Source organism: Stenotrophomonas sp. AB1(2024), from assembly GCF_037482345.1.
Classification (GTDB): Bacteria; Pseudomonadota; Gammaproteobacteria; order Xanthomonadales; family Xanthomonadaceae; genus Stenotrophomonas.
Window position 1 is genome coordinate 1,233,977 of record NZ_JBBHKO020000001.1, and the last position, 23,422, is coordinate 1,257,398.

At 67.4% G+C, this 23,422-nt stretch carries 19 protein-coding genes and 1 riboswitch; of the genes, 9 read left to right on the plus strand and 10 right to left on the minus strand.

Annotated elements, in window-relative coordinates; translation table 11 throughout:
• Nucleotides 1-7: 7 nt before the first annotated feature.
• The 4 genes from WIX41_RS05920 to WIX41_RS05935 all read right to left on the minus strand — a co-directional run bounded on the left by WIX41_RS05920 (nt 8) and on the right by WIX41_RS05935 (nt 4,418).
• Nucleotides 8-577, minus strand: coding sequence for a hypothetical protein (locus WIX41_RS05920; RefSeq protein WP_339446182.1), 570 nt, complete (start codon nt 575-577; stop codon nt 8-10).
• Nucleotides 578-582: 5 nt separating this feature from the next.
• The gene (locus tag WIX41_RS05925) at nt 583-2,799 is read right to left on the minus strand and encodes a TonB-dependent hemoglobin/transferrin/lactoferrin family receptor (protein ID WP_409187329.1); all 2,217 of its coding nucleotides are present in this window, start codon (nt 2,797-2,799) and stop codon (nt 583-585) included.
• A 154-nt stretch (nt 2,800-2,953) separates the two neighbouring features.
• On the minus strand, nt 2,954-3,151 hold the full coding sequence (gene hemP, locus WIX41_RS05930; RefSeq protein WP_068849295.1) for a hemin uptake protein HemP: 198 nt from the start codon (nt 3,149-3,151) through the stop codon (nt 2,954-2,956).
• A gap of 292 nt (nt 3,152-3,443) precedes the next feature.
• A complete protein-coding gene (locus tag WIX41_RS05935; RefSeq protein ID WP_339446184.1) occupies nt 3,444-4,418 on the minus strand; it encodes a potassium channel beta subunit family protein in 975 nt (324 codons plus the stop codon).
• A gap of 203 nt (nt 4,419-4,621) precedes the next feature.
• Between WIX41_RS05935 and WIX41_RS05940 the strand changes: the two genes are divergently transcribed.
• From WIX41_RS05940 to WIX41_RS05955, 4 genes are all read left to right on the plus strand, one after another.
• On the plus strand, nt 4,622-5,920 hold the full coding sequence (locus WIX41_RS05940) for a NupC/NupG family nucleoside CNT transporter (RefSeq protein ID WP_339446185.1): 1,299 nt from the start codon (nt 4,622-4,624) through the stop codon (nt 5,918-5,920).
• A 26-nt stretch (nt 5,921-5,946) separates the two neighbouring features.
• Complete coding sequence (locus tag WIX41_RS05945; protein ID WP_339446186.1) at nt 5,947-6,903, plus strand: ribokinase; 957 nt, start codon at nt 5,947-5,949, stop codon at nt 6,901-6,903.
• 353 nt (nt 6,904-7,256) lie between these two features.
• On the plus strand, nt 7,257-8,249 hold the full coding sequence (gene dusB / locus WIX41_RS05950; protein WP_339449423.1) for a tRNA dihydrouridine synthase DusB: 993 nt from the start codon (nt 7,257-7,259) through the stop codon (nt 8,247-8,249).
• A 43-nt stretch (nt 8,250-8,292) separates the two neighbouring features.
• Nucleotides 8,293-9,117: a class I SAM-dependent methyltransferase gene (locus tag WIX41_RS05955; protein ID WP_339446187.1), complete on the plus strand. Its 825-nt coding sequence runs from the start codon at nt 8,293-8,295 to the stop codon at nt 9,115-9,117.
• A gap of 39 nt (nt 9,118-9,156) precedes the next feature.
• On the opposite strand, the gene WIX41_RS05960 is transcribed toward WIX41_RS05955, so the two are convergent.
• Together WIX41_RS05960 and WIX41_RS05965 are read right to left on the minus strand one after the other, a co-directional pair.
• Nucleotides 9,157-10,224, minus strand: coding sequence for a metal-dependent hydrolase (locus WIX41_RS05960; protein WP_339446188.1), 1,068 nt, complete (start codon nt 10,222-10,224; stop codon nt 9,157-9,159).
• 25 nt (nt 10,225-10,249) lie between these two features.
• Entirely contained in the window at nt 10,250-11,158 is a 909-nt protein-coding gene (locus WIX41_RS05965) for a UDP-2,3-diacylglucosamine diphosphatase (RefSeq protein WP_339446189.1), read from the minus strand.
• Nucleotides 11,159-11,536: 378 nt separating this feature from the next.
• On the opposite strand from WIX41_RS05965, the gene metK reads away from it, so the two are divergent.
• On the plus strand, nt 11,537-12,748 hold the full coding sequence (metK, locus tag WIX41_RS05970; protein ID WP_214905395.1) for a methionine adenosyltransferase: 1,212 nt from the start codon (nt 11,537-11,539) through the stop codon (nt 12,746-12,748).
• A 91-nt stretch (nt 12,749-12,839) separates the two neighbouring features.
• Nucleotides 12,840-13,349, plus strand: coding sequence for an acyl-CoA thioesterase (locus tag WIX41_RS05975; protein ID WP_339446190.1), 510 nt, complete (start codon nt 12,840-12,842; stop codon nt 13,347-13,349).
• A 225-nt stretch (nt 13,350-13,574) separates the two neighbouring features.
• On the opposite strand, the gene ppc is transcribed toward WIX41_RS05975, so the two are convergent.
• Both ppc and WIX41_RS05985 read right to left on the minus strand, forming a co-directional pair.
• Nucleotides 13,575-16,286 carry a phosphoenolpyruvate carboxylase gene (gene ppc / locus WIX41_RS05980; protein WP_339446191.1) on the minus strand — a complete coding sequence of 904 codons (2,712 nt, stop codon included), beginning with the start codon at nt 16,284-16,286 and terminating at the stop codon, nt 13,575-13,577.
• Between the two features lie 158 nt (nt 16,287-16,444).
• Nucleotides 16,445-18,967 carry an alpha/beta hydrolase family protein gene (locus WIX41_RS05985; protein WP_339446192.1) on the minus strand — a complete coding sequence of 841 codons (2,523 nt, stop codon included), beginning with the start codon at nt 18,965-18,967 and terminating at the stop codon, nt 16,445-16,447.
• A gap of 126 nt (nt 18,968-19,093) precedes the next feature.
• A riboswitch (S-adenosyl-L-homocysteine riboswitch) is annotated at nt 19,094-19,181 on the plus strand.
• Between the two features lie 32 nt (nt 19,182-19,213).
• Here WIX41_RS05985 and ahcY point away from each other — a divergent pair.
• From ahcY to ybaK, 3 genes are all read left to right on the plus strand, one after another.
• Nucleotides 19,214-20,659: an adenosylhomocysteinase gene (ahcY, locus tag WIX41_RS05990; RefSeq protein ID WP_339446193.1), complete on the plus strand. Its 1,446-nt coding sequence runs from the start codon at nt 19,214-19,216 to the stop codon at nt 20,657-20,659.
• A gap of 191 nt (nt 20,660-20,850) precedes the next feature.
• Complete coding sequence (locus WIX41_RS05995; RefSeq protein WP_339446194.1) at nt 20,851-21,105, plus strand: hypothetical protein; 255 nt, start codon at nt 20,851-20,853, stop codon at nt 21,103-21,105.
• Between the two features lie 148 nt (nt 21,106-21,253).
• Nucleotides 21,254-21,724: a Cys-tRNA(Pro) deacylase gene (gene ybaK / locus WIX41_RS06000; protein WP_339446195.1), complete on the plus strand. Its 471-nt coding sequence runs from the start codon at nt 21,254-21,256 to the stop codon at nt 21,722-21,724.
• Nucleotides 21,725-21,854: 130 nt separating this feature from the next.
• On the opposite strand, the gene WIX41_RS06005 is transcribed toward ybaK, so the two are convergent.
• Together WIX41_RS06005 and WIX41_RS06010 are read right to left on the minus strand one after the other, a co-directional pair.
• Nucleotides 21,855-22,412 (minus strand): DUF3228 family protein, encoded by a 558-nt coding sequence (locus WIX41_RS06005; protein WP_339446196.1) that lies wholly within the window; start codon nt 22,410-22,412, stop codon nt 21,855-21,857.
• 65 nt (nt 22,413-22,477) lie between these two features.
• Nucleotides 22,478-23,356 (minus strand): TIGR01777 family oxidoreductase, encoded by an 879-nt coding sequence (locus WIX41_RS06010; protein ID WP_339446197.1) that lies wholly within the window; start codon nt 23,354-23,356, stop codon nt 22,478-22,480.
• Nucleotides 23,357-23,422: the final 66 nt, after the last annotated feature.

Sequence of the window (23,422 nt, forward strand, 5' to 3'; positions counted from 1 at the left end):
GGTCCCTTCAGGAAGGTCGGGTGGAAGAAAAGTGGACAAGCGGTACCACGTTGGATTCGTCGACCCAGAGTTCGCCGTCGGCGCCCTCGACCCGCGCGATGCGCCGCGCGGCGGTGGCGCCCAGTGCCGACAGCGAGGCCACGCTGGCGGCCAGGCCCCGGCCATCGCGGGCATGCAGGCGCAGCGCGCACATGCGCCAGGGTTCACCGCCCAGCCGCGTGGCCAGGCGGCGCCACAGGCGCTCTGCCACGCCACCATCATTGGCCGGCTCCGGGCGTGCCGGGTACGCCGATACCAGGCGGTCCCAGGCCAGGAAATCGCTGTCGGGCAGCAGGTACAGGCGCCAGCAACAACGCCCGCGCGCATCGGCGAAGCACAGGCTTTCGCGGATTCCCTCGCTGTCCATGCCCTGGCAGGCATGGGCGGAAACGGCGTGCATCCAGCCGCCCAGCTCGCTGCTGTCGGGGCGGTACAGGCACAGCACCGTGCCCAGTGCCGCCAGCTGTTCCGGGGAAGGCAACTGGCCAGGGCGCAGGTACCGGTCGGTGGTTCGCAGTGCGGAAAGGGCTCGGCTCATGATGGCTACCAGCTCACGGCAAGGCTGGCCGACACGTTGCGGCCAGGGTTGGTGTAGCGGTCGATCACCGCGCTGCCGGACGCCAGCGTGGAGGTGATCGCGGAGTAATCGATGTACGTGCGGTCGCCGAGGTTGAACACGCCGACGTTGATCTTCGCGCCGGGCGCGAAGTCCCAGTGCGCCACCAGATCCAGCACGCCGTAACCGGCGGGGCGGAACGCGGTGGCGCTGGCCATGCGGTCCTTGCGCCTGGCGAACGTGCCGAGCAGCTCCACGCCCCAGGCATCGCGATCATAGGCAACGCCGAGCGTGCCGCGCAGCGGATCGATCGATTCCAGCGGCACGTCTTCGGTCTTGTCCTGGCCGCGCGACCAGGCCACTGCGCCGTTCAACGACCAGCCGGCCAGTGCCGCACTGAGTTCGCCGAAGTCGACACCGGCCTTGAGTTCGGCACCATGGATTTCCGCATCGGCGATGTTCTGCGACTGGAACACGATCAGCCCCTGCGGGTTGACGCCCACCTGGCGCTGGGACTCGATGAAGTCCTTGTAGTCGTTGTAGTAGCCGCTCAGGCTGACGTACGCGGCGGGCGTCAGGAAGCGCAGGCCCAGCTCCAGGCCATCACTGGTTTCCGGCTTGAGGTCCGGATTGGGAATGGCGGTGTACCCGAACATCACGTTGGTGAAGCCCAGGTTGACGTCGTTGTACGGCGGCGAGCGGAAGCCGTGCGAGTAGCCGGCGAACAGCGACCAGGCATCGGCGAAGCGCCACACCATGCCCAGCTTCGGTGAGACGCTGGTCTTGGTCAGGTCCGATACCGGCATGCCCGGATTGTCGGCCGCGAAGATCGGGTCCACCTCCGGGCGCAGTTCGTAGTGGTCCACGCGCACGCCCGGCACCAGCGAAAAACGGCCATCGGCGAAACGCATTTCGTCCTGCACGTACAGGCCCAGCTCGGTGGTTTTGCTGATCGGGAAATCGCGCACCGGGAACGCATCGGGCAGGATCGTGGTGCTGGTCTGGCCGTTGGCCAGCACCTGGTAGCCGTCGCGCTTCTGGCGTGTTTCGGTCCAGGTGCCATCGAAGCCCCAGGTCAGCGCGTGCTCGACAGAGCCAGTCTGCAGGCCCTTGTGGAACGCGGCCTGCAGGCCGTATACGCGCTGGTCGAAGTTGAATTCGCGGTGGCGCGTGGTGCGGTTGGCGCGCTGTTCGTCGGTGCGCTGGGTGGTTTCGCTGTCCTGGCGGTACAGCTGCCAGGACAAGCTGTCGGCGAAACCGGCGGCCAGGTTGTCCATCTCGTGGGCGAACGACACCCGCGCGCGGGTCTGGTGGTCGCGCGCCTGCATGCCCGTGGTGGTGGTGTGGTCGATGGCCGACAGCACATCGGTGTCCACGCTGTCCTCGTTGCCTTCCACGGTCAGGCGGAAGCGCTGGTCCTCGCTGGGCGCGTAAACCAGCTTGCTGAGCACGCTGCGGCCGTCGCGGTCCTGCGGGTTGGCGGCGGTGCGGGTGCGGTCGTTGCTGCGCACATCGCCCATGCTCTCGGTTTCCTGGCCCTGGCGATGGTTGACATTGACCATGCCGCTCCAGTGGTCGCCGCCGAACGCGGTGGTGGCGCTGCCGAACAGGCCCTTCCATTCACCGTCATAGCCGAACTTCAGGCCGACGTAGCTGTTCTTTCCATCCTTGAGGTAATCGGCCGGGTCCTTGGTGACGAAGGCGACCACGCCACCCAGTGCATCCGAGCCATACAGCGCGCTGGCCGGGCCGCGCACGATCTCGACCCGCTTGAGCGTTTCCAGGTCGGTGAAGTTGCGGTTGGCGTTGGCGAAGCTGCCGATGTCGAAGGCCTTCGGCATGGCGATGCCGTCGGTCTGGATCAGCACGCGGTTGCCGTCCAGCCCGCGGATGCGGAAGCCGCCCAGGCCGAACCGGGCCGGGCTGCTGGTCACCGAAATGCCAGGCTCGTAACGGACCAGGTCCTTGATGTTGCGCACCAGGTGATCGTCCAGCTGCTCGCGGTCGATCACATCGACCGTGGCGGCCACATCGCTCAGCGCACGCTCGGTGCGGGTAGCGGTGACCTGCACGCGGTCGAAGTCGCGCGCTTGGGTGGCATCGGGGGTGGCAGGGGCAGCGGCGTGGGCGGCCATTGGCAGCGCCAGCCATACAGACAAGCCGTAGCGCCGGCCTCTGGCCGGCAGAGCAGGAAGATGGATCATGGTGGTTGACAGGGTCGGTTTGACGCGGAAGGAGACCCCCGACAGGCGCCGGGACCAAGCGGTCGCGGCGTGCCGAGGGGGAGAGAGCGGGGCAAGAGATCGCGTGGAGCCGGCCCGGTGGCAGGGATCGCCTGGAGCCGGCCAGCGGCCGGCACTACTTGGTCAGAATGAGCTTGTCGTTGCTGGTGTGGCGCAGACGGTAGAAGCGGTCGCCATGCTGGATCAGGATTTCGCGACGCCCCTTGAGCAGGGCCTCGCTGTCGATCACTTCTTCGGCCGGAACGGCGCGGACCGGGCGGTCGCGGAGGGTCAACGTTTCGGGGCGCAGCAGTACAGCAGCTTGAGTGTTCATCGTCTGGACTCGTGCGAGGGACGAGTTAAATGATAATGATTCTCAGTTCACAATCAACAACCATTCTCATGTTCATTGATGGGATTTATGATTGATTTCCAATTTTTGATAGACCGCATCTATCGGTAGAGCCACGCCCTGCGTGGCTGCGGGGGGGTGTCTGGCACCGCGCAGCCACGCAGGGCGTGGCTCTACGTCTGGTGTCATGCGCCGCGCAGCCACGCAGGGCGTGGCTCTATGTCTGGTGTCATGCACCGCGCAGCCACGCAGGGCGTGGCTCTACGCAGTTACGTCATGCGGCGAAGATCGCCTCCACCCTGCGCCAGTCGGCGTCGGCTACCTGCTCGAGCACGTCCAGCGCGACCAGGTTCTGTTCCAGCTGGCTGACCCGGCTGGCGCCGAGGATCACGCTGGAGACGTTCGGGTTGCGCAGGCACCAGGCGATCGCCAACTGCGCCGGGGCGTGGCCCAGCTCGGCGGCCAGCGCGCTGTAGGCGCGCACCTTGTCCAGGCGGGCGTCGGCCGATTCGCCCAGTACCAGCTCCCGAAGCCATCCCATCTGGGCCTGGCCCAGCCGCGAGTCCGGGTCGAAACCGCTGTTGTACTTGCCACTCAGCAGGCCTGAGGCCAACGGCGAGAAGATCGTCGTGCCCAGGCCCGGATCGGCGTACAGCGGGGCGTATTCGCGCTCGAGCCGCTCACGGTGCAGCAGGTTGTACTGCGGCTGCTCCATCGTGGGCAGGTGCAGGTTCCGGCTGCGCGCGACCGCCACCGCTTCCTGGATCTGCGCGGCCGACCATTCCGAGGTGCCCCAGTACAGCACCTTGCCCTGCCGGATCAGCGTGTCCATGGCCAGCACGGTCTCGACGATGGGCGTTTCCGGGTCCGGCCGGTGGCAGTAGTACAGGTCCAGGTAGTCCACCCGAAGGCGCCTGAGCGCGGCGTGGCAGGCATCGGTCACGTGCTTGCGCGACAACCCGTGCTGGGTCGGCCGTGGATCGTCCACCGCACCGAAGAACACCTTGCTGGACACGCACACCCCGTCGCGCGGCAGGCGCAGGTCGGCGATCACATCGCCCATCACCTGCTCGGCACGGCCGCGCGCATAGCCCTCGGCGTTGTCGAAGAAGTTGATCCCGTGGTCCCAGGCGCAGGCGACCAGGTTGCGGGCCTCGTCACGGCTGATCTGGTCGCCGAAGGTGACCCAGGCCCCGAAGGACAAGGCCGACAACTTCAGCCCGGACGAGCCCAGGCGGCGGTAATGCATGCGTTTTCTCCTGCTGGATGGCCGCGCCGGGATACCGGGGCGAAGTCGGAATGAGTCGCATCAGTGTATCGCCCGGCAGGCCCGAACCCCTGTGGATACTTGCCCGATCGCGGCCGATCGCCCCCCGGACGCTGCTTTTCCTTGCCCCGCCCCTGCCGCTGCTCTAGGCTTCCCGTTTTTCGCGGCGCCCCAAGGGAAGTCTCATGGTCGAAGGTTTGGGCAGGATTGGCTTCGGCCTGTTCGGGTTGGCAGTGCTGATCGGCATTGCCTGGCTGTTCTCGAACAACAAGCGTGCCGTCGACTGGCGGCTGGTGGTGACCGGCATCGTCCTGCAGATCGCTTTCGCAGCGGTAGTGCTGCTGCTGCCGGGCGGCCGCGACGTCTTCGATGCGCTGGGCAAGGGCTTCGTGAAGATCCTGAGCTTCGTCAATGAAGGCTCCGGTTTCATCTTCGGCAGCCTGATGGACACCAAGCAGTTCGGCTTCATCTTCGCCTTCCAGGTGCTGCCGACCATCATCTTCTTCTCCGCGCTGATGGGGGTCATGTACCACCTCAACGTGATGCAGCAGATCGTGCGCGGCATGGCCTGGGCGATCACCAAGGTCATGCGCGTGTCCGGCGCGGAAACCACCAGCGTCTGCGCCAGCGTCTTCATCGGCCAGACCGAAGCGCCGCTGACCGTGCGCCCGTACATCGCCAAGATGACCCAGTCCGAGTTGATCACCATGATGATCGGCGGCATGGCGCACATCGCCGGCGGCGTGCTGGCTGCCTACGTGGGCATGCTGGGCGGCAGCGATCCGGTGCAGCAGGCCTTCTACGCCAAGCACCTGCTGGCGGCCAGCATCATGGCTGCGCCGGCCACCCTGGTGGTGGCCAAGCTGCTGGTGCCCGAAACCGGCACCCCGCTGACCCGTGGCACCGTGAAGATGGAAGTGGAGAAGACCTCCAGCAACATCATCGACGCCGCTGCGGCCGGCGCCGGCGACGGCCTGAAGCTGGCCCTGAACATCGGCGCCATGCTGCTGGCCTTCATCGCCCTGATCGCCCTGCTCAACGCCCCGCTGACCTGGCTGGGCGAAGTGACCGGCCTGCAGGCCATGCTGGGCCGCCCGACCGACCTGTCGACCATCTTCGGCTACGTGCTGGCCCCGATCGCCTGGGTGATCGGCACCCCGTGGGCCGATGCCACTACCGTGGGTTCGCTGATCGGCCAGAAAGTGGTCATCAATGAGTTCGTGGCGTATTCCAAGCTCTCGGAAATCGTCAACGGCCAGGTGCCCGGCGTGTCGCTGTCGGCTGAAGGCCGCCTGATCGCCACCTACGCCCTGTGCGGTTTTGCCAATTTCAGCTCGATCGCCATCCAGATCGGTGGTATTGGTGGGCTGGCACCGGAGCGCCGCCACGACCTGGCCAAGTTTGGCCTGCGCGCAGTGCTGGGCGGTACCATCGCCACCTTCATGACGGCGACCATCGCCGGCGTGCTGACGCATTTCAGCTGATATCCGTTCCCTGAGAAACAGTCTTTATGAGTAGCAGTGTCGTCGTTGTCGGTTCCTTCAACGTGGATCATGTGTGGCGTTGCGAATCGCTCCCCGCCCCGGGCGCGACCATCGCCGGCCGCTACAGCACCGGCCCCGGCGGCAAGGGCTTCAACCAGGCCGTGGCCGCGCGCCGTGCCGGCGCCCCGACCACCCTCCTGTGCGCCCTGGGCGATGACGTCGGCGGCGCCATGGCCCGTGGCCTGGCCGAGCAGGACGGATTCGCCCTGAGCGTCGAAGTCAGCACCGAGCCCACCGGCACCGGTGGCATCTACGTCGACAGCCGAGGCCGCAACACCATCGTGATCGGCCCCGGCGCCAATGCAGCGCTCAGCACCGCCTACATCGAACAGCAGCGCGCGCTGCTGACCGCTGCCAAGGTGGTACTGGCCCAGCTCGAATCGCCGGTCGAAACCATCGAAGCAGCCCTGGCCATCGCCCGCGAAGCCGGTGCCACCACCGTGCTCAACGCCGCACCGGCCGACGCCCCCTCCAGCATCGGCCTGCTCAAGCTCGCCGACGTGCTCACCCCTAACGAAACCGAGTTCGCCGCCCTGCTCGGCCGCCATGTCGGCGAACGCGTGGACGCCGACGACGTTGCCGCCCTCGACGGCGCCAGCCTGCACGCGCTGTGCCGCAAGCTGGTCGGCAACGGCACCGTCGTGGTCACCCTCGGCGCCGTCGGCGTGTTCGTCTCGCACGCCGAAGAGAACCTGCGCGGCGACACCCAGCCGTACTATCGCGTGGGCGCCGAACAGGTCCAGGTGGTCGACACCACCGGCGCCGGCGACGCCTTCAACGGCGCCCTGGTCGCCTCGCTGGCCCAGGACCCGGACGCCCCCTTCTCGCGCCACGTCCGCTTCGCCAACCAGTTCGCCGGCAAGTCGACGGAGAAGGAAGGCGCCGCCGTGGCGATGCCACATTTCACGCCCGCGGACGTATAAGGCCGCAGAGACGAGGCGCGCGGTAGCGCCGGCCGTTGGCCGGCTGCTCTTCGTTTCAGGGTCATGAGCGCCTGACGCGCGGCTTCGGATGTTGTAAACGCCGGATGGCTTGTCGCGATCGTTGCGTGACCGCCTTCGGACGCTTGGGCCGCGCTGCGCGCGGTGTCCGGCCAACGGCCGGGGCTACCCACCCAACCGTCCAACATCCCGCAGCCTTGGGGGCGTGGGAAGCAACCGTCAAGCATCTGTTGATGCCCGTATGGCATCAGAGCCTTCCGGATTGGCCTGAACCTGGCGCTGGATCGCAGGGGTTTGCGTGGTTGCCGGCCATGGGCCGGCACTACAATGCCGGCATGCAGATTGGTCCCTACAACATCCAGCCCAACGTGGTGCTCGCCCCCATGGCCGGCGTCACCGACAAGCCGTTCCGGCTGCTGTGCAAGCGCCTGGGCGCCGGCCTGGCCGCGTCTGAAATGACCATTTCCGACCCCCGCTTCTGGACCACCCGCAAATCCCTGCACCGCATGGACCATGCCGGCGAACCCGACCCCATCAGCGTCCAGATCGCCGGCACCGAGCCCCAGCAGCTCGCCGACGCCGCCCGCTACAACGTCGACCACGGCGCCCAGATCATCGACATCAACATGGGCTGCCCCGCCAAGAAGGTCTGCAACGCCTGGGCAGGCTCGGCCCTGATGCGCGACGAAGACCTCGTTGCCCGCATCCTCGGTGCCGTCGTCAACGCCGTCGAAGTGCCCGTTACCCTCAAGATCCGCACCGGCTGGGACTGCGACCACCGCAACGGCCCGCGCATCGCCCACATCGCCGAAGACAGCGGCATCGCCGCCCTCGCCGTCCACGGCCGCACCCGCGACCAGCATTACACCGGCAGCGCCGAATACGAGACCATCGCCGCCATCAAGGCCGCCCTGCGCATTCCCGTGATCGCCAACGGCGACATCGATTCGCCGCAGAAGGCCGCGCACGTCCTGGCGCACACCGGCGTCGACGCCGTCATGATCGGCCGCGCCGCTCAGGGCCGCCCATGGATCTTCCGCGAAGTCGCGCACTACCTGGCTACCGGCACCCTGCTGCCGCCGCCGTCGCTGGACGAAGTGCGCGACATCCTGCTCGGCCACCTGCACGCCCTGCATGACTTCTACGGCGAACCACAGGGCGTGCGCATCGCCCGCAAGCACCTTGGCTGGTATGCCAAGGATCGCCCCGAGAATGCCGCGTTCCGCGCCGTGGTCAACCGTGCCGAGAATGCCGATGCGCAGATTGCGCTGACCACCGAATATTTCTCTGCACTGGCTGCCGGCGAACCGCTGTCGTCCGCTGCCTGATCCACCCCCACTGCCGAGCCTGCCTCGACGCCACGTGACCGCCATGACCCCGATTGCCGCACCCACCTACCTGCACGGCTTCTCCGACACCGAACAGCACCGTCTGCTCACCCAGGCCCGGCTGCTGGAGTCGTCCATCTTCAACACCATCGACTACAGCGGCGCCCAGCGCCTGCTTGAAGTGGGTAGTGGCGTCGGCGCGCAGACCGGAATCCTGCTGCGCCGCTTCCCCGAGCTGCACGTCACCGGCGTGGACCTGAGCGAAGCGCAGCTGGCCACCGCGCGCCAGAACCTGGAAAAGACGCCCTGGTGCAGCGACCGTTACACCCTGCTGCAGGCCGACGCCGGCAACCTGCCGTTCGGCGCGCGCGAATTCGACTCGGCCTTCCTGTGCTGGGTGCTCGAACACGTGCCCTCGCCCGCGCGCGTGCTCAACGAAGTGCGCCGCGTACTGGTGCCCGGCTCGCCGGTGTATGTGACCGAAGTGATGAATGCCTCGTTCCTGCTCGATCCGTACTCGCCGCACATCTGGCGCTACTGGATGGCCTTCAACGATTTCCAGTACGACCACGGCGGCGACCCGTTCGTGGGCGCCAAGCTTGGCAACCTGCTGCTGGCCGGTGGCTTCCGCGACGTGCACACCGAGATCAAGACCATCCACCTGGACAACCGCGAACCTGCCCGGCGCAAGACCATGATCGCGTTCTGGGAACAGCTGCTGCTGTCGGCCGCCGCCCCGCTGCTGGAAGCCGGGCTGGTGGACCAGGAAACGGTGGACGGCATGCGCCGCGAGTTCAGCCTGGTGCAGAACGACCCGAACGCAGTGTTCTTCTTCTCGTTCGTGCAGGCGCGCGCCACGGTGTATTGAAGCGCGGCACCGTTACCGGCGGTCGATCGGGATGCGCCCCTACCGGTGGGGTGCATTCGTGGTCGGTGCGTTCACGTCCGCCGGCGCGTTCCAGATGCGCTCCCACATCGCTGCGAAGCGGCGCTTCACCCGCGCCCTGCCCTCCTCGCCTTCATAGGCCGGGCGCAGCTGCTCGGGCGGGATCGCCACCCAGCGCTCGCCGTCGGCGCGCGCCACCGCGAAGGTGAAGGTGTAGTCCGGTTCCAGCCCCATGCGCAGGTCGCTCAGCTGCAGCTGGCCATCGACCACCTGCGCGCGCATGAAACCGCGGTTGAACCAGTTCAGGCGCGCCACCGCTGGAACATGGGCAGCCTGGCGCAAGGCCTGCACGTTTGACGGATAGCCCCGGAACGTCATCGGACCGCTGTCGGCCACCAACGAACGCTCGCCGATCACGTAACCGCTGGGCGTCATCGCCACCACCTGCCACAACAGGGTGTTGAACGGGGTGGCGACCGAGAACCGCGGCGCATCGCCCAGCCCCATCGCCGCCAGCGCGCGGTCGGCCTGGCGCTCGACCTGCTGCTTGGCCAGCAGCGACCCGCCCAGGTACCCGGTGCTCAGTACCAGCCCGGCCAGCAACGCCTTCTGCGCCAGTGGCCGGCTGCGCGCGAACCAGGCCACCACGCAGCCCAGCAGCAGCCACACCGTATACAACGGGTCGATGATGAACACGCTGGACCACATCGTCGGCGGCGGGGTGAACGGCCACCACAGCTGGGTGCCGTAGACGGTGAACGCGTCGAGCAGTGGGTGGGTGATCAACGCCAGCAGGATCGCCCAGAACCAGCGCCCCGGTGCCTGCGCCACGCGGCCATGGCCGAAACGCTTGAATCCCCACCAGATCAGCAGCGCCACCCACGGCAGCACCAGCAGCGAGTGGCTGTAGCTGCGGTGCTCGGTCATCAGCGCCACCGGGTCGGTAACGGTGAAGGCCAGCAGCAGTGCATCCAGGTCCGGCAGGGTGCCCAGCGCGGCGCCGGCAAGCAGGGCGGCGCGGCGGTGGCCGGCGGGAGCGATGGCGGCGGCGACGGCGCCGCCCAGAACGATCTGGCTTAGGGAATCCATTCGTCGATGGTACGGGACGGCGGTGTCAGGCGGCGGCCCTGCGCAGCGCGACGAGCTGCACCACGGTGTGGCCGTGGTGGTCGATGAGGCGCAGGCTGCCGTCGGGGTCTTCGGCCAGGGCGGTCAGGCTCTCGACCCAATCGCCGTCGTTGGCGTAGACCAGGCCGTCGCGCTCGACCAGCGCGGCGCGGTGGATGTGACCGCACACGATGCCGTCCAAGCCGCGCTGGCGCACATCGGCCAGGCCAGCCTGCACGAACCGTTCGATGTAGCGCTCGGCCGCGCTGCTGCGCTTCTTCAGGAACTCCGACAGCGACCAATAGCGCAGGCCCAGCCGGCGCCGAACCGCGTTGAGCAGGCGGTTGCCGGTGAGGATGCGGTAGTACAGCCAGTCGCCGAAGCGCTCCTGCAGGTCGCCGAAGTGGGTGACCCCGTCGTAGTCATCGCCGTGCACCACCAGCAGCCGGCGGCCATCGGCGGTGGTGTGGATGGCGCGACGGCGCACCCGCATGGCCGGCAGCATCAGCCCGCACAACTGCCGCAGCGAAGCATCGTGGTTGCCGGGAATGTAGACGATCTCGGTGCCCGCCCGGCGCAACGCATGCAGCGCCTGGATCACCTCGCTGTGTGCCGCGTTCCAGCGGGCGCGACGGTGCGCCAGCCACCACAGGTCGATGATGTCGCCGACCAGGTACAGGCGCTGGCAGCGCAGGCGGCCGAGGAAGGCGGCCAGTTCGGCGGCGTGGCAATGCCGGGAGCCCAGGTGGACGTCGGACAGGAACACCGTCCGCCGCCACGGGCCCGGACCGCTCACGGCAGGTGGCCGGTGCGGCTCATCCAGGTCGCAGGCCAGGTGGCCATCCGGCCCCGGGGGTCGGCCGACATCGCCCCGGTCCACACCGTGATACCGCAGACGCTGCTCGATGGCGTGCATGGCGCGTGCTCCTGCCCGGCGGCTGAATGGCCGGGAGCCTGCGCCTGGCGTGCGGCAGGCGCGTGACCGTTTGGCGGCAGGCGGATGACGGGTGCGCGATGGAGGCGGTGTATGGGCGCAGGGGCATGGCTTTGACACGCATGGCGTGTCACCACGATCCCTGGTCGCCCGGGGTGGGGGTCGTCTGGGATGGGGCGGTGTCACGCTGGTGGAACGCTGGGGGCCTATGGTGGGGGGCAATCACGCTTCGGCGGCCTTTGGCGGTGGGCACGCCGGCTTAACCATGGGCAACCCCCACTGGGCCACAATGCAACAGCGTGACTTGCCGTGTATCATTCGCGCCCATCTTTCCATCCGAATCAAAGGATATTACGCCTGATGTCCAGCTACCTGTTCACCTCCGAATCGGTCTCCGAAGGCCATCCGGACAAGATTGCCGACCAGATCTCCGATGCGGTGCTGGACGCGATCCTTGCCCAGGACCAGCGTGCCCGCGTGGCCTGCGAGACCATGGTCAAGACCGGTGTGGCGATCGTGGCCGGTGAAATCACCACCTCCGCCTGGATCGACCTGGAAGCGGTGACCCGCAAGGTGATCCTGGACATCGGCTATGACAGCTCCGACGTCGGCTTCGACGGCGCCACCTGTGGCGTGCTGAACCTGATCGGCAAGCAGTCGCCGCACATCGCCCAGGGCGTGGACCGCAAGAAGCCCGAAGAAATGGGCGCTGGCGACCAGGGCCTGATGTTCGGCTATGCCACCAACGAAACCGACAGCTACATGCCGGCCGCGATCCACCTGTCGCACCGCCTGGTCGAGCAGCAGGCCAAGATCCGCAAGAAGAAGAACTCGCCGCTGTCGTGGCTGCGCCCGGACGCCAAGAGCCAGGTCACCCTGCGCTATGAAAACGGCGCCGTGGCGGCCATCGACGCAGTGGTGCTGTCGACCCAGCATGCCCCGGGGATCAAGCAGAAGGACCTGATCGAGGCCGTCCGCGAAGAGATCATCAAGCCGGTGCTGCCGGCCAAGTGGCTGCATAAGGGCACCAAGTTCCACATCAACCCGACCGGCAAGTTCGAGATCGGCGGCCCGGTGGGCGACTGCGGCCTGACCGGCCGCAAGATCATCGTCGACACCTACGGCGGCTGGGCCCGTCACGGTGGTGGCGCGTTCTCGGGCAAGGATCCGTCCAAGGTCGACCGTTCGGCGGCTTACGCGGCCCGTTACGTGGCCAAGAACGTCGTGGCCGCCGGCCTGGCTGATCGTTGCGAAGTGCAGGTTTCCTACGCCATCGGCGTGGCCGAGCCGACCTCGATTTCGGTCACCACCTTCGGCACCGGCAAGATCAGCGATGACAAGATCGAAAAGCTGATCCGCAAGCATTTCGACCTGCGCCCGTACGGCATCATCAAGATGCTGGACCTGATCCACCCGATGTACCAGCAGACGGCGGCCTACGGCCACTTCGGCCGCAAGCCGAAGGACTTCAGCTACCTCAACGCTGCCGGTGACACGGTCAACGCCACGGCCTTCTCCTGGGAGAAGACCGACCGCGCCGCCGCCCTGCGCGCCGATGCGAAACTGAAATAACACACGGCGTAGCGCCGGGCTCTGCCCGGCGGTTTGTTGAGAACGGCCCGCGCAAGCGGGCCGTTTTCGTTTGGAGCGCTACAATCCCCCCATGCCTACCGATATCAAATCCCACCAGCTGACCATGACCGTGCTGATGTCGCCGGAGATGGCCAACTTCTCCGGCAAGGTCCATGGCGGCGCGGTGCTTCGCCTGCTCGACCAGGTTGCCTATGCCTGCGCCAGCCGCTACGCCGGCCGTTACGTGGTCACCCTGTCGGTGGACCAGGTGACCTTCCGCGAGCCCATTGCGGTGGGTGAGCTGGTCACCTTCCTGGCCTCGGTGAACTACACCGGCACCTCGTCGATGGAGGTCGGGGTGAAAGTCGTGGCCGAGGACATCCTCAAGCGCAGCGTGCGGCACGCCAACAGCTGCTTCTTCACGATGGTGGCGGTGGATGACGACGGCCGCCCGACGCCGGTGCCGCCGCTGCAGCTGGAATCGAGCGACCAGCGCCGCCGCCAGGCGGCCGCGCTGCTGCGCAGGCAGTTGCGGGCGGAGATGGAACAGCGCCAGCGCGAGCTGCTGGCGTCCAATCCACCGTCTTCGGACGGATCCTGAAACCCCGGTAGCGCCGAAGAGAACGGCAGGAGCCGTTCTCAACGTCGCGCAGCAACGGCCCGAAGGGTGCCCGCCAGGACGGCGGGCATAACGTTGGCCGGCCTTGATGACCTGCGGATATACCGCTTGGGCCGGCCAACGGCCGGCGCTACCGGACCTGCGGATACACCGCTTGGGCCGGCCAACGGCCGGCGCTACCGGGGTGGCTTGCATCCAGGGAATGGATCAACCGGTATTCTGTACGCCTTGTGATACGCCGTTGACGCAGGCTACGAGTGCGCGCAGCACCTCGTCATCCTCGCCACCGCTTTCCCGCCAGCGGCGCAGCAGGTCCACCTGGAGCACGCTGATCGGGTCGATGTAGGGATTGCGCAGGCGGATCGACAGCGCCAGGCGCTGGTCGTGCTGCAGCAGTTCGTCCTGCCCGGTGATATCCAGGATCAGCTTCCCGGTCAGCGCCAGCTCGCGCTGGATCTGCGGGAAGAACGTGGCGTGCAGCGCACCGGCCAATCGCGAGAACTGCTCGGCGATGGTGATGTCGCCCTTGGACAACACCATCGCGATGTCGTCCAGGAAGGTACTGAAGAACGGCCAGTCGCGCGCCATCTCCTGCAACGCGGCTTCGTGTCCGGCATCCATCGCCGCCTGCAGCCCGCTGCCCACGCCATACCAGCCCGGAATCACCGCACGCGCCTGGCTCCAGGCGAACACCCACGGAATCGCACGCAGGTTGGTCAACGCCGCATCCTCGCCCAGCCGGCGCGATGGCCGTGAGCCCAGGGTCATCCGTTCGATCACATCGATCGGCGTTGCCTGGCGGAAGTACTGCATGAAATCGCGCTGGCCGACGAACGCCCGATAGGCCTCGGCGCTTTTCTCCGCCACAAGGTCCATCACCGGGCGCCACTGCACCTCGCGCGGCTCGGGCGCACGCGGGCGCAGGCTGGAGCGCAGCACCGCGCCGGTGGACTGCTCCAGCGAGCGCAGCGCCAGCGCGCGGATCCCGTACTTGCGGTGGATCACCTCGCCCTGTTCGGTCACGCGCAGGCGGCCGTCGATGCTGCCGCGTGGCGAGGCATCCACCGCATCGGTGGTCTTGCCGCCACCGCGGCTGATCGAGCCGCCGCGACCATGGAAGAAGGTCAGCCGGATACCGCTCCCGGTCGCCACGTCCAGCAGTTCCACCTGGGCGCGCTGCAGGCCCCAGCGCGAAGCGGCGATGCCGCCATCCTTGCCGCTGTCGGAGTAGCCCAGCATCACCATCTGCACGTCATCGCGCGCGGCCAGGTGCGCGCGGTACACCGGGTCGGCCAGCAGGTCGCGCAGCGTGTCGGTGCCGCGCCGCAGGTCGTCCACGGTTTCAAACAGCGGGGCGATGTCCAACGGCACCGCACCGGCGTCATCGACCAGCCCGCCACGCCGTGCCAGCGCCAGCACCGCCAGCACGTCACTGCGGTCATGCGCCATGGAAATGATATAGGTGCCCAACGCATCGGCACCGTGGCGGCGGCGGGCATCGGCCAGCGCGGCGAACACCGCATCGAGGCGTTGCCCGCCCTCCTCCGTACTGGCCGGCAGCGCCTGCTCACCGCTGGCGAAGGGCGCCAACCGGCGCGCACGGGCAATCGCATCGGCCGCGTCCCAGGCCTGCTGGCCGTCCAGCACGCTGGCCAGCGCACGTCCATGCACGCTCGACTCCTGGCGCACGTCGAGGCGGGCCAGGTGGAAACCGAACGTGCGCACCCGCCACAGCAGGCGGCGCACCGCGAAGCCACCGGCGTGGTCGCCCTTGTTGGCATGCAGGCTGTCGAGGATCAACGTGATGTCGTCCTCGAGCTCCTGTGGCGAGGCGTAGGCGCCCTCGGCGTCCTCCACCGTTGCCTGCACCCGCGCGCGCATGCGGTCGTTGAGCAGGCGGTAGGGCATGTCGGCATGGCGCGGGCGCGAGACCACCCGTGGCAGCAGTTGCTGGTAGTGCGCCACCCGTGCCTGCAGCGCGTCGCTGACCGCGACCCGCTCGGTGGACTGGCTGAGCAGGCTGGCCAGCTGCAGCAGGTCCTTCTGGTAGCGGCTCAGCACCGCCTGGCGCTGCGCATCGAGGGTGTTGCGGATGGTGCCGGCGTCCACGTTGGGGTTGCCGTCCATGTCCCCACCCACCCAGGTGCCGAAGCGCAGCAGGCGCGGCAGCGGCACGCTGTCGCCGTAGGTATCGAGCAGCGCCTGCTGCAGCGATTCGTACAGCACCGGAATCACCCGGTACAGCACCTGCACCAGGTAGAAGCCGACGTGCTCGCGCTCGTCGTCCACGGTGGGGCGCACCGGCGAGGAATCGGTGGTCTGCCAGGACGCGGTGAGCGCCATGCGGAAACGCGCCGCATCGGCGGCGGCCTCGCCCGGGGTGCGCTGGCCGTCGAGGTTGTCGACCAGGCTGGCCACCATGAGCTGCTCTTTTTCCAGCAACGCGCGGCGTACTGCTTCGGTCGGGTGCGCGGTGAACACCGGTTCGATGTCGATACGCGGCAGCCAGCTGGCCAGCTCATCCAAGGTGACGCCCTGGGCCTTGAGCTGCTGCAGCGCGTCCTGCAGGCCATCCGGTTGCGGCGCGGCGGTGCCGGCACGCTGGTAATCGCGGCGGCGGCGGATGCGGTGCACCCGCTCGGCGATGTTCACCACCTGGAAGTAGGTACTGAACGCACGCACCATCGCTTCGGCACGGTCGGGCGGCAGCCCGGTCAGCGCATCGTTGAGGTCGGACAGCGGCGCATCGCTTTCACGGCGCGCGATGGCGCGCGTACGCACCTGTTCCACATCATCGAAGAACTGCGTGGACACCTGCTCGGCAAGCAGGTCGCCGACCAGCGCGCCCAATCGGCGCACATCGTCACGCAGGGGAATGTCGGGGGTGGCAAAGACGATGCTGCTGCGGTACTCGTTCATCTGCGACGCACTGGCCTCGGGAACGGAATCGCATCAAGCCTAACCCAGAATGCGCGGCAATCCCTGCCGCGCAAATGGTTTCAATTGCATGTGTTGTCCGGTTCTCCGCCAGCCGCGCAGGGCGTGGCTCTACGCACCGGGCGTCAACCCCGCGCACATCACTTCGTCTGTTTCCCCGGCCCGATCGTCTGTTCCAGCCAACGCTCGCTCTCGGCCAGCATGGTCATCAACGACTCGCGCGCACGGTAGTGGTGCGACTCGTTGGGCAGCATCACCAGCCGCGCCGTACCGCCCAGCCCCTTCACCGCAGCGAACATCCGCTCGCTCTGCATCGGGAAGGTGCCGGAGTTGTTGTCGTCCTCGCCGTGGATGAAAAGGATCGGATCCTTGATCCTGTCCGCGAAGTTGAACGGCGACATTTTCAGGTACACGTCCTGCGCCTGCCAGAAGTTGCGTTCTTCGGCCTGGAACCCGAACGGGGTGAGCGTGCGGTTGTAGGCGCCGCTGCGCGCGATGCCGGCCTTGAACAGGCGCGTATGCGCAAGCAGGTTGGCGGTCATGAACGCACCATACGAGTGCCCGCCGATGGCGATGTGCTCGCGGTCGGTGACGCCACGACGCACCACTTCATCCACTGCCGCTTCGGCGTTGGCCACCAGCTGCGGCAGGTAGGTATCGTTGGGCTCCTTGTCGCCTTCGCCGATGATCGGCATCGACGGACTCACCAGCACCGCATAGCCCTTGGCCAGGAACGCCTGTGGCCCCCAGTAGCTGATCGCGTTGAAACGGTACGGCGAATCGGTCACCTGGCTGGCTGCCGCAGCGGTCTTGAACTCACCCGGGTAGGCCCACATCAGCATCGGCAGCGGGCCATCCTTCTTCGCGTTGTAGCCGGGCGGCAGCATCAGCGTCGCGGTCAGGTCCACGCCGTCGTTGCGCTTGTAGCGGATCTGCTCCTTGCTCACCCCGCGCAGCTGCGGCAACGGGTGTTCGAAACGGGTCAAAGCGCGCGGTGCGGCCGTGGCGTCGTCCAGCGACTGCACGAAGTAGTTGGCCGGCGTATCGGGCGATTCGCGGGTCAGCAGCACCGAGGTGCCTTCCTGGTCGAGCAGCGCCTGCGGCAGCGAATAGGTCGGTGCCTGCGAATGGAACAGGCGGGTGGCGGTGCGGCTGTCCAGGTCGAAGCGGTCCACGAACGGGCGGTCGCCTTCCGGTGAGGCCCCCTGGCCGATCAGGAAGATGCTGCGCCCATCGGCGGTGATCTGCAGGCGCGGGCGACCGTTCACGTCGCGCACCAGCGCCGGCTTGCCCGGATCGTTGTAGCGGTCCTGCGAAGAGCGTTCGGAGAGCAGTTGCGGCGCCTGGTCGAGCTGGTCCGGCGCGATCCGCCACTGCTTGACCACGCGCGACTTCCACCACGCCTCGTTGAGCAGCGCCAGGTCGCCCCGTCCCCATTGGATGCCGGCATAGCGGCTGCCCAACTGCGCCAGCGTGACCGGCGGCGCCTCGAACGGCGCAGCCTGCATCAGCACCGCATCGCGCACCTTGGTCTCGCGGGCAGGGTCGCCGCCGTCCTGGGCTTCAGCCCAGACCAGCGTGGCCGGCGCATCCGCGCGCCAGCTCACCTCACGCACACCGGTCGGCACCGCGTCGTTGCCGGTCGGCAGGCCTTCCACCAGCGGCAGGGTGGCCACGGTGTGCTGCAGCCGGCCATCGGCGGCGGAGAGCACTTCGATGCGGCGCGGGAAATCGTCGGCCGGCACCAGGTAGGAGTACGGACGCTGTACGCGCTGGGCCAGCACATGCTGTCCATCCGGCGACAGGCTGACATCCAGGTAGACACCGGGGGTCGACAGCGGCGCGGCCACCCCGTTGAGCGCGACCCGCACCGGCTGCGCACTGGCGTAGTGATCGAACAGGCGCGCGTCGGCTTCGTTGCCCAGCAGGTCCTGGTAGGTGCGGATCGCACGCACGCCGGCATCGGCCTGGGTCTGCTGGATCGCCGGTCCGGTCGGAATGCCGCCGGGGGCGGGCGCTGGGCCCTGGCCCTTGACCTGCTGGGTAACCAGCAGACCACGGCTGTCGGGCAGCCAGCTGTAGCCACTGCCCAACACGGTGTTGAGATCGGCCAGCAGGCGGCGCGCACTACCGCTGGCCACGTCGATGATCCACAGCTCGTTGGCGCCGCTGGCGGCGTGCACCTGGTTGAAGGCCAGGTACTGCTGGTCCGGCGACCAGGCCAGCGAGGCGACCGACAACGGCTGCGGCAGGCCCGTGATCTGGCGCTCCCTGCCGTCAGCGATGTTCATCAGCCACAGCTTGTCGGCAAACGTGAACGTACTGGCCGAATACGTAGCCGGGTTGATCCGCACACCCGCCAGTTTCAGCTCGGGCTGGGCCACCTCGTTGATCGACGGAAGTGGCGGGGTCTGCAGCAGGGCGGCAAGGTCGCGGCGCGGCGACAGGCTCAAGGTGGGCGGGCGCGGCGCATTGGCTACCGCCTGCAACGCGGGCGACGGCAGCTGGTAACCCTGCCCGGCCGAGGCCGCAGCGGCCGGCGGTGCCTTCCTGCCGGCAGTGGGCGTTGCCGCCAGCGCCAGCGGTGCCACCGCCAACAAGGCCATGCCCACGATCAGCCGGCTGCTCCAGCGCGCGCGGCGCGTATGGTCATTGCCTGTCATCTTCCCACCCCATGCTGTGCAAACCTTGGACCTTAACAGCGGGGCGCGGTTTGCCCCCCTGCCGATGGTTGGGGGCCGGCACCGATTCATGCCCGGGTGGTGCGCCGGGATATAATGGGCATCCCCTCCACCGAGGGGCGCTGCGACCGCTGCCGGACCCGATCCGCACGGCCAGGCTCGGTGGCAGGGCTGGTTCCAACGGCGCCCGGCGAAGACGAGCCATTCGTCCATTACCGGAGCTTTTGCATGAACGCTGTTGCCAAGACCTTCTCCGCCGAAGGTGATTACAAGATTGCCGATATCTCGCTGGCCGACTGGGGCCGCAAGGAACTGGATATCGCCGAGCACGAAATGCCGGGCCTGATGTCGATCCGCCGCAAGCACGCCGCCACCCTGCCACTGAAGGGCGTGCGCGTGACCGGTTCGCTGCACATGACCATCCAGACCGCCGTGCTGATCGAAACGCTGAAGGACATCGGCGCCGACGTGCGCTGGGCCTCGTGCAACATCTTCTCGACCCAGGACCATGCCGCTGCCGCGATCGCCGCCTCGGGCACCCCGGTGTTCGCCTGGAAGGGCGAGTCGCTGGAGGAGTATTGGGACTGCACGCTGGACGCGCTGACCTTCACCCTGCCCGATGGCACCCTGACCGGCCCGGAACTGGTGGTCGATGACGGCGGCGATGTCACCCTGCTGATCCACAAAGGCTACGAGCTCGAGAACGGCAGCACCTGGGTCGACGAAAAGGCCGCCTCGCACGAAGAACAGGTCATCAAGAACCTGCTCAAGCGCGTGGCCAAGGAGCGCCCGGGTTACTGGGCCCGCGTGGTCAAGGACTGGAAGGGCGTTTCGGAAGAAACCACCACCGGCGTGCACCGCCTGTACCAGCTGGCCCAGGCCGGCACGCTGCTGATCCCGGCGATCAACGTCAACGACTCGGTCACCAAGAGCAAGTTCGACAACCTGTACGGCTGCCGCGAATCGCTGGCCGACGGCCTCAAGCGCGCGATGGACGTGATGCTGGCCGGCAAGGTCGCCGTGGTCTGCGGCTACGGTGACGTGGGCAAGGGCTGCGCCGCTTCGCTGCGTGCCTATGGCGCGCGCGTGGTGGTGACCGAAATCGATCCGATCTGCGCCCTGCAGGCGGCGATGGAAGGCTTCGAGGTCAACACCATCGAATCCACCCTGGGCCGTGCGGACCTGTACGTCACCACCACCGGCAACAAGGACATCATCCGCATCGAGCATCTGAGCGCGATGAAGGACCAGGCCATCGTCTGCAACATCGGCCACTTCGACAACGAAATCCAGGTCGATGCGCTGGTGGGCTTCCCGGGCGTGCAGCACATCAACATCAAGCCGCAGGTGGACAAGTACGTGTTCCCGAACGGCAATGCGATCTTCCTGCTGGCCGAAGGCCGCCTGGTCAACCTGGGCTGCGCCACCGGCCACCCGAGCTTTGTGATGTCCAACTCGTTCGCCAACCAGACCCTGGCCCAGATCGACCTGTGGGCGAACAAGGACAGCTACGAGAAGAAGGTGTACCTGCTGCCGAAGAAGCTGGACGAGGAAGTGGCGCGCCTGCACCTGGAGAAGATCGGCGTGAAGCTGACCACCCTCACCACCGAACAGGCCGACTACATCGGCGTGCCGGTGGACGGTCCGTTCAAGCCGGAACATTACCGCTACTGAGTCATCGGGACGCCGGCCAACGGCCGGTGCTACCGGGTCAGGGACGGGCGCCTTCGGGCGCCCGTTTCTGTTTGTGAAGACTCGACTTCACCCGGCAATTACCTGCCTTTGCTAGTGTGCCGCCCGTGCCTGGGGCACCGGGTCGGGGGACACCGAGACACTCTTCCAACCACTCTCCGGAGATAGCATTCATGAACGCAAAGATCATGGCAGCGGTATTGCTGTGCTGCATTGCCGGTATCGCCCAGGCGGAAACAACCGCGACGAACTCCTACCGCTGTGCCGTCCACGACGCGGACGGCAATGTACTGAAAGGTCCAGCTGAAGGTTATTACATTGTCCAGGCCAAGACCGAAGATGAAGCCGATGACATCGCCAAGAAGGAGGCCGCCAAGACGCATGGAGCCAAGGTCGATTCCGTTTCCTGCGGCCCTGTTCCGAAGTAGCACGGGTTTCCAGTTGCTGGCGGCAGCAACGCCGCCAGCAGCGGCCGTTGTCCATGCCAGGTGGCCAGCGCCGCGCAATCGTCCAGGTCAAGGCATGCCGCCAGCACCCACGCTAATGTAAGGCGACGCCCTCCCACCCGCACGTCCCATGACCCCTGCCATCAACCTGCTCAAGAAGCTTGGCATCGCCCACCAGATACTGGGTTACCACCATGATGCCAACGCGTGCTCGTATGGCGGAGAGGCCGCGCAGCAGCTGGGGCTGGATCCGGCGCTGGTGTTCAAGACCCTGCTGGCCAGCACCGAGAAACACGAGCTGCTGGTAGCGATCGTGCCGGTCAGCGGCACGTTGGACCTGAAGGCGCTGGCCGACGCGGCCGGCTGCCGCAAATGCGAGATGGCGGCGGTGGGCACGGCACAGCGCGCCACCGGTTATCTGGTGGGTGGAATCAGCCCGCTGGGGCAGAAGAAAAAGCACCGCACCTTCATCGATGCCAGCGCGCAGGTGTTGCCCGCGATGCACGTGAGTGCGGGAAGGCGCGGATTGGAGGTGGCGTTGGCGCCGGGGGATCTGATCGCGTTGACCGAAGGGCGCCTGGCCGATATCGCACGGGCGTAGAGCCACGCCCTGCGTGGCTTCGCGGTGCCGGAACGGAGAGCAGCCACGCAGGGCGTGGCTCTACGCATCCCGAAGTCCCGAAGTCCCAGAATCCCAGAATCCAGAACTCCCGGATTCCCCGTTCCCCTGGTTACGGCCGCCAATTGGCGTGGCTTTCCCAATACGCCACCGCGCGCTGGTACGCCTCGCGGTCCAGCGGCACGCCCGAGCCGCCCTCCTCCACCCCCAGCGCATTGCGCATCATCGTGATCGGCGCCATCGGCACCTCTTCCGGTTCGGCAGTGTAGATGCAGCCGACAATGCCCCAGTCCGCGTCGATCGGCGATCCTTCTTTCGCCAACTGTTCGGCACTGTACAGAATCACCATCAGGTAATTCGCGCGCGGCGACCGCACGCCCTCGAACCAGCGCACCAGCACCGGCAGCTCCTCGCGGTTGCGGGCCTCGTAGGCGCTGCGCAGCTGGTGGCGGTTGGCGTCGGTGATCGGCACCGTCAGGCAGCGCGTGGACGTCCAGTTTTCATACACGAACAGCTTGCAGAACGGCGCGTAGCCATCCAGCACCTTGAACGGTGCGTGCGCATTGAGATGCGCCTGGAACTGCTCGGCGCTGCAGTCCTGGAGGGTGTTGCCGCGCGGCACGCGCGGGAACAGGCGGGGACGGGCAAATTCGGTGAGGACAATGGACATGGCGGGCACGGCGGGAAACAGGTGCACAGGGTAACCGCTGCGCCACCGTCCACGCGCACACGCGCTCAGTCGACAATCGCGCGCAGCGCCGCGTCCAGCGTCGGGTACTGGAACCGGTAGCCTTCCTGCAGCGCGCGCGCAGGCACCACGTTCTGCCCGGTCAGCAGCAGGCCCGCCATCTCGCCGAACGCCAGCTTCAGCGCGAACGCCGGTGTTCTCACCCATGCCGGCCGGCCCAGCGCGTGCGCCAGGGTGCGGGCGAATTCCGCATTGGTGACCGCGGCCGGGCCGGTGCCGTTGCAGGCGCCGCGAATGTCGGGATCTGCCAGCAGCCACAGGATGATGCCCACCAGATCATCGCGGTGGATCCAGCTCATCCATTGCCGGCCATCGCCCATCGGCCCGCCCATGCCCATCCGGAACGGCGGCAGCATCCGCGCCAGTGCGCCGCCGTCGCGGTCGAGCACGATCCCGGTGCGCAGCAGGCAGGTACGCACGCCAAGGTCTTCGGCTTTCACCGCTTCGGCCTCCCAGTGGCGGCACAGCGTGGCAGCGAAGTCATGGCCAGGCGATGCCGATTCGTCCAGCGGGGTGCCATCGCGCGGGCCGTAATAGCCGATCGCCGAACCCGACACCAGCACCTGCGGGCGGGTCGGCAACCCGTGCATCCAGGCCAGCAACGCCCGGGTGGTGCCGATCCGCGAGTCGAGGAAGGCCTGCTTGCGCGCTGGGTTCCAGCGGCCTTCAGTCAACGGTTCCCCCGCCAGGTTCACCACGGCATGGACCGGGCCCACATCGCCCAGCGCAGCCACGTACTCCACGCCGGGAAGGCCTGCCCGGCCGGGCGCGCGGGTCAGTACCGCGACCCGGTGGCCGGCGACCAGCAGGCGCTGGCACAGCCGGTGGCCGATGAAGCCGGTGCCGCCGGTGATCAGGATGTCCATGCGCCATCTCCACGGGATTGGGCCCACTGTAGCCGGCCCGGCGTACAGGCGGCATGGTCGCGTCTT